We start from the raw sequence: 15,325 nt of genomic DNA on the forward strand, positions 1-15,325 counted from the left end.
CAGCAAGCCTGTTGCGCAGGGGTCGCGCGAACGAAGTGAGACGGGATGAAGGTAGTGCCTTCGAGATCGAGCGAATGGGTGAGACCGGTGACGCCGCAAAAACCGGCTTCTGCAATCATCGAGATCGAGAGCGTCTCGCAGGTATTTCAGACCTCGGCGCGCAAGGATCATGTAGCGCTATCGGACATCTCGCTGGCGATCGACGAAGGAGCCTTCGTCTCCATCCTTGGTCCGTCCGGCTGCGGCAAGTCGACACTGCTTTACGTCGTCGGCGGCTTCGTCAGCCCGACCAGCGGTTCAGCGAAGATCAAGGGACGGACGATCACGGGTCCAGGGCCGGATCGCGGCCCGGTGTTTCAGGAATTCGCATTGTTTCCGTGGAAGACCGTGCTGGGCAATGTGATGTATGGCCCTCGCCAGCAGGGCGTGCGCACCACCGAGGCGGAAGCACAGAGCCGGGCCTTGATCGAAATGGTCGGGCTCAAGGGCTATGAGAACTTCTATCCCAAGGAGCTGTCCGGCGGCATGAAGCAGCGCGTAGCGCTGGCTCGAACGCTGGCTTACCATCCTGAGGTTCTGTTGATGGACGAGCCGTTCGGCGCGCTCGATGCTCACACGAGAACGCGGCTGCAGAACGATCTGTTGAATATCTGGGAGCGTGATCGCAAGACGGTGCTGTTCGTCACTCATTCGGTGGACGAAGCGGTTTTCCTCTCAGACAAGGTTGTGATGATGTCGAAGTCCCCCGGCCGCATCCGCGAGGTCATCGACATCGATCTGCCGCGGCCGCGCCGACGCAGCGAGTTGCTGCTCGATCCACGCTACCAGAAATACGTTGTCGATATCGAGCGGATGTTCGACGAGACCGACCCTGTCGGGTCTCCGTCATGATATCGCCCGCCGCTTTGGCGAGACGGGCTGCCCCGGTGCTTGCCTGCATCGGATTGCTCGCGATCTGGCAGGCGGCGTCCCTCGCGTTGAAGAATGACAGCTTTCCGACGGCGATCGAAGCAATTCGTGCAATCCCGGACATTCTCGGGGACAAGGAATCGCTGATCAACATCCTGGCCTCGCTCCGCCGCATGGCGGTCGGGTTTGGCATAGCGGTATCGGTTTCGATTCCGCTCGGCCTGTTGATGGGCCGCAGCCGGGCCGTCGCGGCCTTCTTCAATCCGCTCCTGATGGTAATCTACCCGGTGCCGAAGGCCGCCTTGATGCCGATCATCATGCTGTGGCTCGGCGTCGGCGACATCACGAAGACGCTGGTGATCTTCCTCGGCGTCAGCTTGCCCGTGATCTATCACAGCTTCGAGGGCGCCAAGGCGGTGGAAGAGAAGATGCTATGGTCGGGTGCCGCGATGGGGCTTTCGCCTGCGCAACGGCTGGTCCGGATCGTACTGCCGGCGGCGCTGCCGGAAATTCTGACCGGTTGCCGCACCGGACTCGTGCTGGCGCTGATCACGATGATCACCAGCGAGATGATCGCCCGTCAGTCCGGCGCCGGCAACATCTTGTTCAACGCTCTCGACATGGGCCAATACGACACCGTCTTTGCGATGATCATCATCGTCGGCGCGATGGGAATCTGCCTGGATGCGATCTTCGAGCGGGTCCGCGCAAGGCTGGTGCGCTGGTCCGAACCGCAGTTCGACATGCCGCTGAGCTTCTCATGATGCCGCAGCTTCGCTCCACCAGCATCATCCTCGGGCTCGCGCCGATCGTGCTGGTGATCGCGCTGTGGCAAGGCCTTGTATCATTTGGCTTTGCGCCTGCGGTCTTGCTGCCGCCGCCGGGATACGTATTCAGCAGGCTGCTTCAGCAACTCCTGACCTGGACGTTTCAGCAGGAGATCGCGGCGACTCTGATCCGGCTGTTTGCCGGCTTCGCGATTGCGGTCGTGCTCGGTGTCAGCATCGGCATCGCCGCTGCCGCCAATCCCGCTATCAACGCCGTGGTTCGGCCGATCGTTCGCGTGCTTGCACCCTTGCCAAAGGTCGCGCTCTATCCAGCATTGCTGCTGCTGCTCGGCTTCGGTCACGGATCGAAGATTACGCTGGTGGCGGCGGATGCACTCTTTCCCATTCTGTTGTCTACCTATTACGGCGCGTCGACGGTGGAGCAGAAGCTGATCTGGTCGGCCATGGCGGCGGGAACGCCGCGCTATGAGATCCTGTTTAAGGTGGTGCTGCCGGCCGCGATGCCGTCGATCCTGACCGGTTGCCGGATCGGCCTTGTCATTTCCTGCATCGTGGTGTTTCTGGCGGAGATGATCACGTCGAGCGACGGGCTCGGACATGTGCTCGTCACGGCGGCCCGGACCTTTCAGGCCGTCGACATGTTCGTGCCGCTGATCACGATCTCGCTGCTGGGCCTGATCCTCAATGGTCTGCTGGGGGCAGTGCGCGCGTATCTGCTGCGGGGTTTCCCCGAAGCATGAACTGACGAAGAAGAAACAGAAAGACGGGAGTAGACATGCTGGCTGATCGCATTGAGGCAAAATGGATCGACGCATTTTGTGAGATTTTTGAGCGATGCGCCGTCAAGGCCGGCGATACCGCGGCGATCCTCTCGGAAACCCAGTCACGTGCGTTGAACGTTCATCTGGCGGAGCTCGCGCTGTTGCGGATGGGCGCCCGACCGTTTCACGTGGTCATGCCGACCCCGCGTAACCGGAATATCGTTCCGGTTCGCTCGACAGGGGCGAGCGAGGCGATCCAGCGGCTCGGCCCGGTCATTACCGCGCTTCAACAAGCCGGCTTTGTGGTGGATTGCACCATAGAGGGCTTGATGCATGCGGTGGAGACACCCGAGATCCTCAAAGCCGGCGCGCGCATCCTGGTGATCTCCAATGAGCATCCCGAAGCGCTGGAGCGGATGGTGCCGGATTCCGCGCTCGAGAAGCGCGTTCGCGCGGCGGCGAAGATGCTGCGCGGGACCAAGCGGATGCGGGTGACGTCGAAGGCCGGCACGGCGCTCGACGTCGATATGGTCGGCGCATCCACGGTCGGCGTGTGGGGCTGGACGGACAAGCCCGGGACGCTGGCGCATTGGCCCGGCGGTATCGTCGTCAGCTTCCCCAAGAGCGGAACGATCAACGGCACGCTGGTGATGGCGCCCGGCGACATCAACCTGACCTTCAAGCGTTACCTGACCTCGCCGGTGAAGATGACACTGAAGGACGATTATGTCGTCGAGCTGGAAGGCGAGGGCACGGATGCCGCAATGATGCGTGCCTATCTTGCCGCCTGGGGCGATCGAGAAGCCTATGCGGTGTCGCATGTCGGCTTCGGCATGAATCCCGGCGCGCGCTACGAGGCGCTGTCGATGTATGACCAGCGCGACACCAACGGCACGGAAATTCGTGCCGTCTCCGGCAACTTCCTGTTCTCGACCGGTGCCAACGAATTCGCCGGCCGTTACACGGCGGGCCATTTCGATCTGCCGATGATGGGGACGACGATCGAGCTCGATGGTGCCGCCGTGGTGAGTGAAGGGGTGCTGCAGGACGTGTTCGGCTAGTTCCGATCGAGCACCGGCGGGCGAGCCAGGTCAAAGTGACGGAGCAGGTCGACCATGGCCTGAAGCCGTTTTGCCCGATAGGCGTCGATGTCCATACCTGAATAATCGAGAAAGCCTGCGCCCGTTCGCAGGCCGATCCGGCCCTCGTGCATGTTCCGCGAAATGACCTCGGGTGCACGATAGCGGTCGCTGCCGAGTGCGCTTTCAAGATAACGACTGGCGTAGTAGAGGATGTCGCCGCCGCCCCAGTCGATGAATTCGAGCAGCCCGAGCACGGCATAGCGGAAGCCGAAGCCGTAGCGGATCGCCTTGTCGATGTCTTCTGCGCTAGCGACGCCTTCCTCGACCATGCGCGCGGCCTCGTTCATCGCCAGCGCCTGGATGCGCGGAACGATGAAGCCAGGTGTCGCTGCGCAGACCACCGGGACCTTGCCGATGCCTTCGAGTAGCGCCTTGACCGCCTCGATGATGGCGGGATCGGTGGCCTTGCCCGGCGAAACCTCGACCAGCGGGATCAGATAGGCCGGATTGAGCCAGTGCACATTGAGGAAGCGGCGAGGATTCACGATCGCGCCAGAGAGATCGTCGACAAGGATGGTCGACGTCGTCGATGCGATGATCGTATCGGGGCCGACTTGTTTTGAGGCCGCCCCCAGCACATCCCGCTTGAGCTCGACGATCTCTGGGACTCCTTCGAAGACTATTCCCGCATCGGACAGTGCCGCATCGCTCTGGCTGGCCGGCACCACCGAGACCCGCGCGATCAGCGGATCGACATCCGCCTCGGTCAGTAGCCCTAGCTTCGCCAGGCTGGCAAAGGTCTTCCTGACTTCGCCGAGCGCATCTGCCTCCAGCCTGGCGAAATCTTCGGCTGAACGGGCCTTGATGTCGATCATCGTGACCATATGCCCCGCGTAGGCGAACGCGACGGCGATGCCGCGGCCCATCCGGCCGGCCCCGAGACAGGCGATTGTGGCTCGGCTGGTCATCGGTCAAAATCCCTTGCGAAGAAGCGTCTGCAAAGCGGCCTTGTCGAGATTGCCGAGGCCCAGCGTCTCGACGGTTCGGCCGCCCTGCGTAAAATCCTCACCGCAGATTGCGCCACCGATGGCCAGAAATCCTTTGGCCAGCGGCGTAGCCACGCCCGCCAGGCCGGCGACAGAGACCAGCAGCGATAGCCCAAGCCGCAAATCTTCTCTCATGTAGCGGTGCTCGGTCAGCACGATCCGCTCGCGCCAGTCGCCGGAATCGGTCAGCCGGTCGTGCGAGCCGCGGCCATACATCCACACCTCGCCTTCCTTGGCATAGTGATGGGCGAGCGGAAAATGCGGTGCGCCATATCCGAGCGCCTCACGCACGGCAATCCGTTCGGCATCGAGCGCGTCGGTGACACGGCGGATCGCGGCTTGCGTTCCTTCCTTGTGGATGTCCCACTTCTCGAAATGCTCGATCGGGCCTGCATTCATCACGATCAGCGGCGGATGGATAATCGGGCCTGCATTCATCAGCGCACCGGAGAGAGCATCGCCGCACGGCTCGATTGCGCCGGCGAAAGCCTGTCCAATCACCGCAAGCGCACGCGGCGCCTGATCGAGCGGGAAAACGCCGACCGGCAGTCGCTTGGCGCGGATGGTGATCGCGACCTCGAACGGGCCGTGCTTGCGGGCCAGCCAGGGCAAGGTCCCGGTTTCGGCAAAGCACGCCTTGGCGCGGTTGCCGGCATCCCGCGCAGCCTGGGCCAAGATCATCGAGCCGAACGTGGCCGGCGGCAGAAACACGACCTGTCCATCCCGCAGATGTGGAGCAAGCAGGCGCGCAATATCAGGCTGCGCGAAGGCGGGGGCGGGGCACAGGATCAGCTCTGCGCCGTTGACGGCTTCGGCGATGGCAGCGGTGACCAGCGCGAGCTTGACGTCGTGACGGCCGTCATGATCCTTCACCAGGATGCGCGAGCCGGCGGCGCGATGGGCTGCGACCTGATCCGCGTCGCGGCGCCAGAGCCGGACCTCATGTCCCGACAGCGCAAAATCGCCCGCGGCCGCGAAAGAGCCGTTTCCCCCACCCAGAACCGCAATCTTCAAGATGCTTCTCCTTGCGCGCGCGATTGCGCATCAAGCTGCTTCAGCAGGAAATGCTGGACCTTGCCCAGCGCTGTGCGCGGCAGGTCGGTGACGAAAACGATGTCGCGCGGAACCTTGTAGCGGGCGAGTTGGGCTTGAAGATGCGCTTTCAACGCGTCTGCTTCGAGCCGACAGCCGGATCGCGGGATCACGTAGGCGATGGGCACCTCGTCCCAGCGTGGATCGGGCCGGCCGATCACGGCGCATTCGCTGACGTCGGGATGTTCCAGCAGGACGCGTTCGACCTCCGCCGGATAGATGTTCTCGCCGCCGGAAATGACCATGTTCTTCTTGCGGTCGCGCACCCAGAAATAGCCGTCCGCGTCGCACAGGCCGATATCGCCGGTACGATACCAGCCGTCGTGCAGCGCATCGCGCGTCGCGTCCGCATTGCCCCAATATTCGAAGAACACGTTGGGGCCGCGCACTGCGATCTCCCCCGGCGCTCCCGTCGGCACCTCGTTGCCGGCCTGATCGATCACTTTCGCTTCGCAGCACAGGCCGGCAAGTCCGGTCGATCCCGCGCGCGAGAGATCGCCACCAAGCCGGGTGTAGACTGCGATGGGACAAGTTTCCGTCGAGCCGTAGACCTGAAGCACGGGTACGCCGCGCGCCACGAAGCGGTCGATCAGATGCGGCGGCACGATGGTCGAGCCGGTCGCGACGGCTTTGAGTGACGAAAGGTCGGTCGTGGGCCAGGCGGGATGCTCGCTCACCGCCTGGATGATCGCCGGCACCATCACGGTCAAGGTCGGCCGTTCCCGTTCGATGGCTGCAAGCGCGGTGTCCGGCGTGAAGCGTGCGTGAACCGTGACCGTCGCGCCCAGCTGGAGCGCCGCCGTGGTCTGGATGTTGAGGCCACCGACGTGGAAGAACGGTAGCAGCGTCAGCACATGGTCATCGGACGTCATGTTGTGCATGTGCTGGCTCATGACGCCGTTCCAGAACAGCGCCTCCTGGCGCAGCACCGCGCCTTTGGGCCGTCCGGTCGTTCCCGATGTGTAGACAATGAGGAGCGGACAGGAGAGATCAGTGTGCGGGTTGCGGCCGATGCCCCGGCTCCGAGCCAACAGGTTTTCGAACGTCATGCCGCGGGGCGGCTCGAAATCGAGCGCGACGATTGCGGTCCCCTCAAGCTCGGCAAGGACCCCCTCAAATGCCTGCTCGAGCACCAGGACCTTGGCGCCGGCATCGTTGAGGATGAAAAGCTGCTCGGCGACAGCGAGCCGCCAGTTCAGGGGCACCAGCATCGCGCCGAGCCGCGCGCAGGCATAGAGCAGAACCAGATAGTCCGGCCGGTTCAGGCTGAGGATCGCAACGCGGTCGCCGCGACCTACGCCGAGCTCCTGCTTCAACGTCGCCGCCGTCCGCTCGATGCGCGCAGCGAATGCCGCATAGCTCAACCGTTCGCCCTCGAATGCGATGGCTGTCTTGTCTGGCGCGAACGCCGCGTTGCGATCGATCAGACTGCAGAGATCCACCGTCAGTCGTCCGTTTCGCCGGCCTCGTACAGCGCCTCGCGCCCGATCCGGTCGAGGCAGAGCTCGGCTGTCCAGGGCAGCATCAGCGAGCCGCAACGGCTGTCGCGATAGATCCGCTCCAGCGGCAACGAGCGCAGCATGGCCTGACCGCCGCAGGTACGGATCGCGAGCGCGGCGAGCTCATTGGCACCCTCCATCACCGAATATTGCGCGGCATAAGCGCGAAGCACCTGCTCCTTACTCGGATTGGCGCGCGCTTCGGTGACGGCCTGGAACCAGATCGCCTTGATCTGCTCGAGCTTGATCTGCATCTGCGCGACCGCAATTTGCTTGGTCGGATACATCCTGCGCTTGACCGGCGGCATGCCCGGTACTTCGCCGCGCAGATAGCGCACGGTGAAGTCATAGGCGGCTTGCGCAAGGCCCATATAGGTCGGCGACAGCGTCAGGAACATGTGCGGCCAGCGCATCGCGGCCTGGAAATAGACGCCGCGCGGCATCAGCGCCGAATCTGCCGGCACGAACACCTCCTTGAACAGTAGCGTGCGCGAGACTGTTCCGCGCATGCCGAGCGGGTCCCAGTCGCCGACGACCGAGACGCCTTCCGATTTTGAGGGGATGGCGAGGTAAAGCGTATTGCGGCGCGAAGCCTTCTCGCCTTCCTCGATCTCCGTGCAGAGAACGCCGTAATAGTCCGCATGGCCGGAGAGTGATGCAAAGATCTTCTTGCCGTTGACGATCCAGCCGCCCTCGACCGGCCGCGCTTCCGTGCCGAAAGCAACACCGCCTGCCGCAGCTGCACCGCCTTCCGAAAAAGGCTGCGAATAGATCGCGCCATGCTCGACGATGCGCTTGTAGTGGACTGCACGCCGCTGCTCGTGCTCGGCGCGGGTTTCAGCATCCATGTCGAGATCGTCGGCGAGCGGACCCGACCACAGCGTCGAGCAGACATGCATGTTCCAGGTGAGCGCAGTCGCGCCGCAATAGCGGCCGATTTCGGCTGCCGCCAGTGCGTAGGTTTGATAATTCGCGCCGAGCCCGCCATGCTTCTTGGGTACGGCAATACCGAGCAGGCCGACGCGATGCAGGTCGCGATAATTCTCAGACGGGAAGATCGCCTCGCGGTCGTAAGTCGCGGCGCGGCCGGCGAACACGCTCTGGCCGATCTCGCGCGCCCGCGCGATGATGCCGGCCTGCTCGTCGCTCAGTCGGAATGCGACAGGATCGAAGATCGGCGCATCCAGCGCGACCTTGTCACTCGCGCCGATGGTCTTGCTGACTTGCATGGTCATTGCGCAGTCATCCTACGTTTTCGTCGCGACAGAATTCAGGAATCGGCCGAGCGCCTCGTTAAAGGCATCGGGGCGTTCGAGGTTGGCGAGATGGCCGACAGCGTCGAGCTCGACATATTCCGCGGAAGGAATGTAGGTCGCCGTCTTCGCCATCATTGGGGCTGGCGCGTTGTTGTCCTTGGAGCCGGACAGCAGCAGCGTCGGGATGGAAATATCCTTGAGGGTGCTGCGTTGGTCGAAGCCGATCAAGGCCAGCATCATGGCGCGATAGCTCGCCTCGGGCACACTTGCCATGCACTCGCGTGCAAGCTCCATTCCCCTGGGATCAGGATCGTCGCCCACCAGCTCCTTCACCAGAGAGGGAGCCAGCGACTTCATCGTTTCGCCGCGATCGAGCGGCCCGAGCCGGGCGGCGATAAACGATTTCTGCCAATCGCCGTCGGCCTTGCCGAACGCCGGGCTGGTCTGCGCCAGCACGACCGCGCGCGCCAGTTTTGGGGATTGCACCAGCCATTTCTGGACGATCATGCCGCCGATGGAATGTCCGACCAGAATTGGCTTGCTCGCCCCAAGCTGCTCGATGAATCGCTGAAGCGCATCCGCCAGGGCAGCGATGCTGACGGTGGCGAGCGGCGCCGAGCCGCCGTAGCCCGGCATGTCCCATGCAATCGCGTGAAAGCGGTCGCCGAATGTCGCAAGCTGCTGCCGCCAGGCCCGTGCCGCACCGCCGATGCCATGCAGGAAAATCAGAGGTGTCCCGCCCGGATCGCCCGCTGCTTCATAGGCGAAGCGGCCGTCCTTTGTTATCATTGGCGCAGGCTGCGACACGCGACATCCTTTTGCTTGGCCCTTCGATGCTAACAGGCCTGTGAGGGATGGGAAGAGATAATTTTATACTTAAAGCAATTTTCAGGCCGTCTTCTCCGTTGCGACCGTTCACGGGGTGGAGTCGAGCTTTGTTTGCAAAAGTTTGAAGGTTAAAATATATCGAGAAGAGCGATCAGCAGAATGCAAGGAAGCCAGCGCATGTCCGGATTACCGCATTCGCCGCACGCGCTGGTGACCGGTGGCGGTCGCGGCATCGGTCGCGCCATCGCAGCAGCGCTCGTCGGGGGCGGTGCCACCGTGACCGTCCTTGGGCGGAACGCTGCGACGCTTGAAGATGCTGTCAGCGCAGGGGCAGCGCATTTTGCGGCCGTCGCCGACGTCTCGGACGAAACCTCAATGAAAGTCGCCATCGCTCAAGCGAGTGCGCGGCAGCCGATCGATATCCTGATCGCCAATGCGGGAAGCGCCGAGTCCGCGCCGTTCGCCAAATCCGACAGCGCACTGTTCGCGCGCATGATGGACGTCAATTTCATGGGCGTGGTCCATGCTGTCAGCGCTGTGCTGCCCGGGATGAAGGATCGTCCCTATGGCCGTATCGTCGCGATCGCGTCGACGGCGGGGCTCAAGGGATATGCCTATGTCAGCGCCTACACCGCGGCCAAGCACGCTGTGGTCGGTCTCGTGCGTTCCCTCGCCATTGAAATGGCCGGCAGCAATGTGACCGTCAACGCGGTGTGTCCCGGTTTCACCGACACCGATCTGGTCGCCGGCAGCATCGAGAACATCGTGAAAAAGACGAGGCGTAGCCGCGAGCAGGCCATTGCCGAGCTCGCAAAGCATAATCCGCAGGGACGATTGATCTCTCCTCAGCAGGTCGCGGATACCGTGCTCTGGCTGTGCGGCGAGGGTGCCGGCGCAATCACAGGGCAGGCGATCGCTGTTGCCGGTGGTGAGATTTAGCGCGCATGGCACCGGCACGGAACAAGAAAGCCAAGGAGATCGTATGAGCAGACCAGCCAATCCTGTGACCTTACCGCTTGCGGACTATTCGCCGCAGCATTTCCTGCTGGCCGTCGTCGATGGTGTTGCAACCGTGACGCTCAATCGTCCGGAACGGAAGAATCCGCTGACCTTCGAGAGCTATCGCGAACTCACCGATTTCTTTCGCGCCTGCGCGTTCGACGATGCGGTCAAGTCCATCGTCGTGACCGGCGCTGGTGCCAATTTTTCGTCCGGCGGCGACGTGTTCGAGATCATCGGGCCGCTCGTGAAAATGGATACCAAGGGGCTGACGGCGTTTACGCGGATGACCGGTGACCTCGTCAAGGCGATGCGGGCCTGTCCGCAGCCGATCGTTGCCGCGGTTGAAGGCATTTGCGCCGGCGCGGGCGCGATCATCGCCATGGCGTCGGACATGCGGCTTGCTGCGAGCGGGGCCAAGGTTGCCTTCCTCTTCAACAAGGTGGGCCTTGCCGGTTGTGACATGGGCGCCTGCGCGATCCTGCCGCGGATCATCGGACAGTCCCGCGCTTCCGAGTTGCTCTACACCGGCCGGTTCATGACCGCGGAGGAGGGCGAGCGCTGGGGCTTCTTCAGCCGCATCGTCACGTCGGAGCAGGTGCTGCCCCAGGCGCAGCTACTGGCCAAGCAGATTGCTGAGGGACCGACCTTCGCCAACACCATGACCAAGCGGATGCTGGCCATGGAATGGGCGATGTCGGTGGAGGAGGCAATCGAGGCGGAAGCCGTTGCTCAAGCGCTGTGCATGACAACGGCCGATTTCGAGCGGGCCTTCGAGGCCTTTGCCAACAAGGTCAAGCCGGTCTTCAGGGGCGACTAGGCCGGCCTTTGCCGGCAGCCAGCCGCAATGGGGACTTGCGCGAGATTATTTTAGGCTTAAAATAGTTTCGCCGGGTTGAATTGGCGAGGCTCCCATGAAAGTCGCGATCATCGGTGGCGGACCTGCGGGTCTATATGCTGCAATCCTGCTGAAGAAGCAGCGACCGAGCGCCGAGATCGCGGTGTACGAGCGCAACCGCGCCGACGACACCTTCGGCTTCGGCGTGGTGTTCTCCGACGCCACGCTCGATAATTTCGAGAAGCACGACCCTCCGAGCTATCGCCGCATCACCCAGGAATTCGCCTATTGGGACGACATCGCGGTGCACTTCCGCGGAACGGTCCATCGGGTCGGCGGCAACGGCTTTTGTGGCTGCTCGCGGCAGAAGCTGCTCCTGATCCTGCAGGCGCGCGCGCGAGAACTGGGCGTCATCCTGAACTTCGAGGCGGATGTCGAGGACGAATCCCGCTTCGCTGACGCCGATCTGGTCCTGGTCGCAGACGGCATCAACAGCCGCTTCCGCGACAAATATGTCGATCATTTCGCGCCGGAAGTCGATCTCCGTGCCAACAAGTTCGCCTGGATGGGTTCGACCAGGCCGCTGGATGCCTTCACCTTCATCTTCCAGGAGACGGAGTGGGGACCGTTCATCGCCCATGCCTATCAATATGAAGCCGGGCACTCGACCTGGATTTTCGAGACCGATCCGGAGACGTTCGAACGCGCCGGGCTGACGGGGCTGAACGAGACCCAGTCGGCTGCGCGAATGGCCGAGATCTTCGGCTGGTTCCTCGATGGGCATCAACTGCTCACCAATCGTTCGACGTGGCGCAACTTCCCGATGATCCGCAGCAAGCGCTGGGTCAAGGACAACATGGTTCTGCTCGGCGACGCCAAGGCGAGCGCGCATTTCTCGATCGGCTCGGGCACCAAGCTCGCGATGGAAGACGCGATTGCGCTGGCAGAGGCGATGGAGAAGGCGCCCAGCATCAAGGAGGCGCTGGACGTCTATGAGCACGGGCGGCGTGAGGAGGTCGAGAAGACGCAGCACGCCGCGGACGTCTCGCTGGTCTGGTTCGAGCATGTCGACCGCTTCTGGGATTTCGATCCCGTGCAGTTTGCCTTCGGCGTGATGACGCGCTCGAAGGCGATCACCTACGATAATCTGAAGCTTCGCGCTCCTGACTTCGTGGCGGAGGTCGAAAGATCGTTTGCCAAGCGTGTTCGTGACAGCGGTTTCGAAGTCGACACCGAGAAGCCGATGGTGCCGCTGTTCCAGCCCTTCCGGCTGCGTGAGATGGAGATCGCCAATCGCGCCGTGGTGTCGCCGATGTGCATGTATTCGGCGAAGGAGGGCGTGCCGACCGATTTCCATCTGGTGCATTACGGATCGCGCGCGATCGGCGGCGCCGGCCTGATCTTCAGCGAGATGGTCTGCGTCAGCCGTGAGGCGCGGATCACGCCGGGCTGCGCAGGACTGTGGAATGACGAGCAGGAGGCTGCATGGCGGCGCATCGTTGATTTCGTACATACCAATTCAGCCGCAAAAATCTGCCTGCAGTTGGGGCACGCCGGGCGCAAGGGTGCGACCAAGCTGATGTGGGACGGCATGGACCGTCCTCTCGAGGAGGGCGGCTGGGAGGTGTGTTCGGCATCGCCGCTGCCCTATTTCCCCGACAGCCAGGTTCCGCGCGAGCTCGATCGCGCCGGCATGAATGCAGTGAAGGACGCTTTCGTCGCGGCGGCCGAGCGCGGCGAACGCTGTGGCTTCGACATGCTCGAACTGCACTGCGCCCACGGCTATCTGCTTGCGAGCTTCATCTCGCCGCTGACGAATAGACGCGCGGATGAGTATGGCGGCTCGCTCGAAAACCGCCTGCGCTTCCCGCTCGAAATCTTCGAGGCGCTGCGGGCCATATGGCCGTCGCACAAGCCGATGTCTGTGCGCATTTCCGCGACCGACTGGGCCGAGGGTGGCATCGGCGGCGATGACGCAGTGGCGATCGCGCGGGCTTTTGCCGAGGCGGGCGTCGATCTCGTCGACGTCTCGACCGGGCAGACAGTGCGCGATGCGCAGCCGATCTATGGCCGCATGTTCCAGACCCCGTTCTCCGACCAGGTCCGCAATGAGGCGCGCGTGGCCACGATGTGCGTCGGCAACATCACGACGGCGGACCAGGCCAACACCATCCTGGCTGCCGGCCGGGCTGACCTCGTCGCGCTCGGGCGGCCGCATCTGGTCGATCCCTCCTTCACCATGAGGGCGGCAGCCTGGTACGGGGCGGACGACGCGTTCTGCCCGCCGCAATATCTTCCCGGAAAAGATCAGATTTTCCGCAACAGCGTGCGCGACCGGCAGGATCTCGAGGAGCTGAGAATTAAGGCTAAGCCCAAGACCCGGGCCGAGCTCAAGGCGGAGGCGACAAAGCCGCTTGCGGCCGAGTGACCGCCCGTGCGACTTTGGCCGCATTGCCTGGTGTGTACCGAGTGGAGTGAGGGCGATGAAGGCGATTATCGTCGGCGGCGGTATCGGTGGTCTCACCACCGCATTGATGCTGCGCTCGCGGGGCCTCGCTTGCGAGATCTTCGAGCAGTCCGACACCATCCGCGAGCTTGGCGTCGGCATCAACACGCTGCCCCATGCCATGCGTGAGCTGGCAGGCCTCGGTCTGCTGCAGCAGCTTGACGATGTCGCGATCCGCACCGACCAGCTCTATTACCTTAACCGTCACGGCCAGGAAGTCTGGCGCGAGGCCCGCGGCATCGACGCCGGCCACGATGTGCCGCAATTCTCGATCCACCGCGGCCGCCTTCAAGGCGTCATCCATCGGGCCGTCGAGGAGCGGCTCGGGCCGGAGGCCATCCACACCGGCTGCCGCCTCGGCGCCTTCACGCAGGACGAGGGCGGCGTGACCGCTTACTTCTTCGACCGCTCAGGCGCGCACATCCATACCGCGCGCGGCGACATCCTGATTGGTGCCGACGGCATCCATTCGCGGGTCCGTGACACGCTGTTCCCCAGCGAGGGGCCGCCATGCTGGAACGGCCTGATGCTGTGGCGCGGTGCGCGGGATTGGCCGCTATTCCTTACCGGCAAGTCGATGATCGTCGCCGGCGGGCTCAACGCCAAGGTGGTGATCTATCCCATCGCGGAGGGATCGAGCCCGGCGAGCCGTCTCACCAATTGGGCGGTGCTGGTGAGGGTCGGCGAGGGCAACGCGCCGCCGCCGCGGAAGGAAGACTGGTCGCGGCCGGGCCGTCGCGAGGAGCTGATGCCGCATGTGGCGCGCTTTTCGGTGCCTTACGTCGACGTGAAGAGCCTGATCTCGGCCACGCCCGAGTTCTACGAATATCCGACCTGCGACCGCGATCCGTTGCCCTATTGGTCGTCCGGCAGAGTGACGCTGCTCGGCGATGCCGCGCATCCGATGTATCCGGTTGGCTCCAACGGCGCTTCGCAGGCCATCCTCGACGCGCGCTGCCTTGCCGACGCGCTGGTGCGCGCCGAGCATCCGCGCCAGGCGTTGCTTGAATACGAGAAGAAGCGCCTGCCCATGACCGCAGATATCGTCCGCTCCAACCGGCGCGGCGGCCCCGAGGGCGTCATCGACGCCGTCGAGCAGCTCGCGCCTGATGGTTTCGACAACGTCGACAACGTGCTGAGCTATTCCCAGCGCGAGGCGATCGTGCGCGGCTATGCCACCAAGGCCGGCTTCGCCGCAGTGCCGGGACTTGCGGCGGTGCGGGCTTGAGATGCGCTGCTAGCCGCCGGGAGGCGGCGGCAGGAAGTGGATGTTGAACTCGGCGGCCATCGCCACCACGTCCTCGGGCTTCTGTTCCTTCATGTTGTGAAGGCCCCAGAACAGGTCGAACAGCTTGCGGGTCGGTGACACCCAGAACAACACCTTCGCGGTCTGATCCGATTTGTTGAAGATGCCATGCGGCACGCCCATGCCGAGCCGGATCAGGTCGCCCGCGGTCGCCTGCGACTCGGAATTGCCGAGCATGAAATCGAGCTTGCCCTCCAGCATGTAGAGATATTCATCCTGGTCCGGATGAATGTGCGGCGGCACGAACGTGCCCGGCGGCAGCGTCGCATGCCAGGAGAAGCTGTGCTCCGTGTTGCTCTTCGGGACATAGGTCTGGCCGAGGATGTTCCAGGAGATGCCCTGGATCCCCTCATTGGCCCGTGTGATGCCGGTGATTTCGCTTTTCATCGTGATCCTCCCTCGACGCGACGTGCGG

At 63.4% G+C, this 15,325-nt stretch carries 14 protein-coding genes; 8 read left to right on the plus strand and 6 right to left on the minus strand.

The features are described 5' to 3' along the window. Positions 1-45 precede the first annotated feature (45 nt). Genes N551_RS0108970 through N551_RS0108985 form a run of 4 tightly spaced genes read left to right on the plus strand, consistent with a single transcriptional unit; the run spans position 46 to position 3,519 of the window. Positions 46-891, plus strand: a complete 846-nt coding sequence (locus N551_RS0108970) for an ABC transporter ATP-binding protein (RefSeq protein ID WP_035961189.1) — start codon at positions 46-48, stop codon at positions 889-891. Next, the gene (locus tag N551_RS0108975) at positions 888-1,673 is read left to right on the plus strand and encodes an ABC transporter permease (RefSeq protein ID WP_027566683.1); all 786 of its coding nucleotides are present in this window, start codon (positions 888-890) and stop codon (positions 1,671-1,673) included. The genes N551_RS0108970 and N551_RS0108975 overlap by 4 nt, the downstream gene beginning before the upstream one ends. Beyond that, positions 1,670-2,437 (plus strand): ABC transporter permease, encoded by a 768-nt coding sequence (locus N551_RS0108980; protein WP_027519277.1) that lies wholly within the window; start codon positions 1,670-1,672, stop codon positions 2,435-2,437. Before N551_RS0108975 ends, N551_RS0108980 begins: the two co-directional genes overlap by 4 nt. A gap of 35 nt (positions 2,438-2,472) precedes the next feature. Beyond that, positions 2,473-3,519, plus strand: coding sequence for a hypothetical protein (locus tag N551_RS0108985; protein WP_027566684.1), 1,047 nt, complete (start codon positions 2,473-2,475; stop codon positions 3,517-3,519). On the opposite strand, the gene N551_RS0108990 is transcribed toward N551_RS0108985, so the two are convergent. From N551_RS0108990 to N551_RS0109010, 5 genes are read right to left on the minus strand one after another with little or no spacing between them, the layout of a single operon-like run. Next, the gene (locus tag N551_RS0108990) at positions 3,516-4,508 is read right to left on the minus strand and encodes a 3-hydroxybutyryl-CoA dehydrogenase (protein ID WP_027566685.1); all 993 of its coding nucleotides are present in this window, start codon (positions 4,506-4,508) and stop codon (positions 3,516-3,518) included. The genes N551_RS0108985 and N551_RS0108990 overlap by 4 nt on opposite strands. A gap of 3 nt (positions 4,509-4,511) precedes the next feature. Beyond that, entirely contained in the window at positions 4,512-5,600 is a 1,089-nt protein-coding gene (locus N551_RS0108995; RefSeq protein ID WP_027566686.1) for an NAD/NADP-dependent octopine/nopaline dehydrogenase family protein, read from the minus strand. Continuing rightward, on the minus strand, positions 5,597-7,120 hold the full coding sequence (locus N551_RS0109000) for a class I adenylate-forming enzyme family protein (RefSeq protein WP_027566687.1): 1,524 nt from the start codon (positions 7,118-7,120) through the stop codon (positions 5,597-5,599). Before N551_RS0109000 ends, N551_RS0108995 begins: the two co-directional genes overlap by 4 nt. 2 nt (positions 7,121-7,122) lie before the next feature. After that, complete coding sequence (locus N551_RS0109005) at positions 7,123-8,412, minus strand: acyl-CoA dehydrogenase family protein (RefSeq protein WP_027566688.1); 1,290 nt, start codon at positions 8,410-8,412, stop codon at positions 7,123-7,125. A gap of 12 nt (positions 8,413-8,424) precedes the next feature. Beyond that, the gene (locus N551_RS0109010) at positions 8,425-9,222 is read right to left on the minus strand and encodes an alpha/beta fold hydrolase (RefSeq protein WP_051462646.1); all 798 of its coding nucleotides are present in this window, start codon (positions 9,220-9,222) and stop codon (positions 8,425-8,427) included. Between the two features lie 216 nt (positions 9,223-9,438). Here N551_RS0109010 and N551_RS0109015 point away from each other — a divergent pair, with 216 nt between their 5' ends. The 4 genes from N551_RS0109015 (at position 9,439) to N551_RS0109030 (ending at position 14,832) form a co-directional block, all read left to right on the plus strand. Continuing rightward, positions 9,439-10,200: an SDR family NAD(P)-dependent oxidoreductase gene (locus N551_RS0109015; protein WP_027566690.1), complete on the plus strand. Its 762-nt coding sequence runs from the start codon at positions 9,439-9,441 to the stop codon at positions 10,198-10,200. A gap of 43 nt (positions 10,201-10,243) precedes the next feature. After that, positions 10,244-11,080 (plus strand): enoyl-CoA hydratase family protein, encoded by an 837-nt coding sequence (locus N551_RS0109020; protein ID WP_027566691.1) that lies wholly within the window; start codon positions 10,244-10,246, stop codon positions 11,078-11,080. Positions 11,081-11,174: 94 nt separating this feature from the next. Next, entirely contained in the window at positions 11,175-13,526 is a 2,352-nt protein-coding gene (locus N551_RS0109025; RefSeq protein ID WP_027566692.1) for a bifunctional salicylyl-CoA 5-hydroxylase/oxidoreductase, read from the plus strand. Positions 13,527-13,581: 55 nt separating this feature from the next. Next, positions 13,582-14,832, plus strand: coding sequence for a flavin-dependent oxidoreductase (locus N551_RS0109030; RefSeq protein ID WP_027566693.1), 1,251 nt, complete (start codon positions 13,582-13,584; stop codon positions 14,830-14,832). Between the two features lie 9 nt (positions 14,833-14,841). Here the strand turns inward: N551_RS0109030 and N551_RS0109035 are convergent, their stop codons facing one another. Continuing rightward, positions 14,842-15,297 (minus strand): cupin domain-containing protein, encoded by a 456-nt coding sequence (locus tag N551_RS0109035; RefSeq protein ID WP_027566694.1) that lies wholly within the window; start codon positions 15,295-15,297, stop codon positions 14,842-14,844. Positions 15,298-15,325 lie beyond the last annotated feature (28 nt).

The organism is Bradyrhizobium sp. URHA0013, from assembly GCF_000518345.1.
In the GTDB taxonomy this organism is placed as follows: domain Bacteria; phylum Pseudomonadota; class Alphaproteobacteria; order Rhizobiales; family Xanthobacteraceae; genus Bradyrhizobium.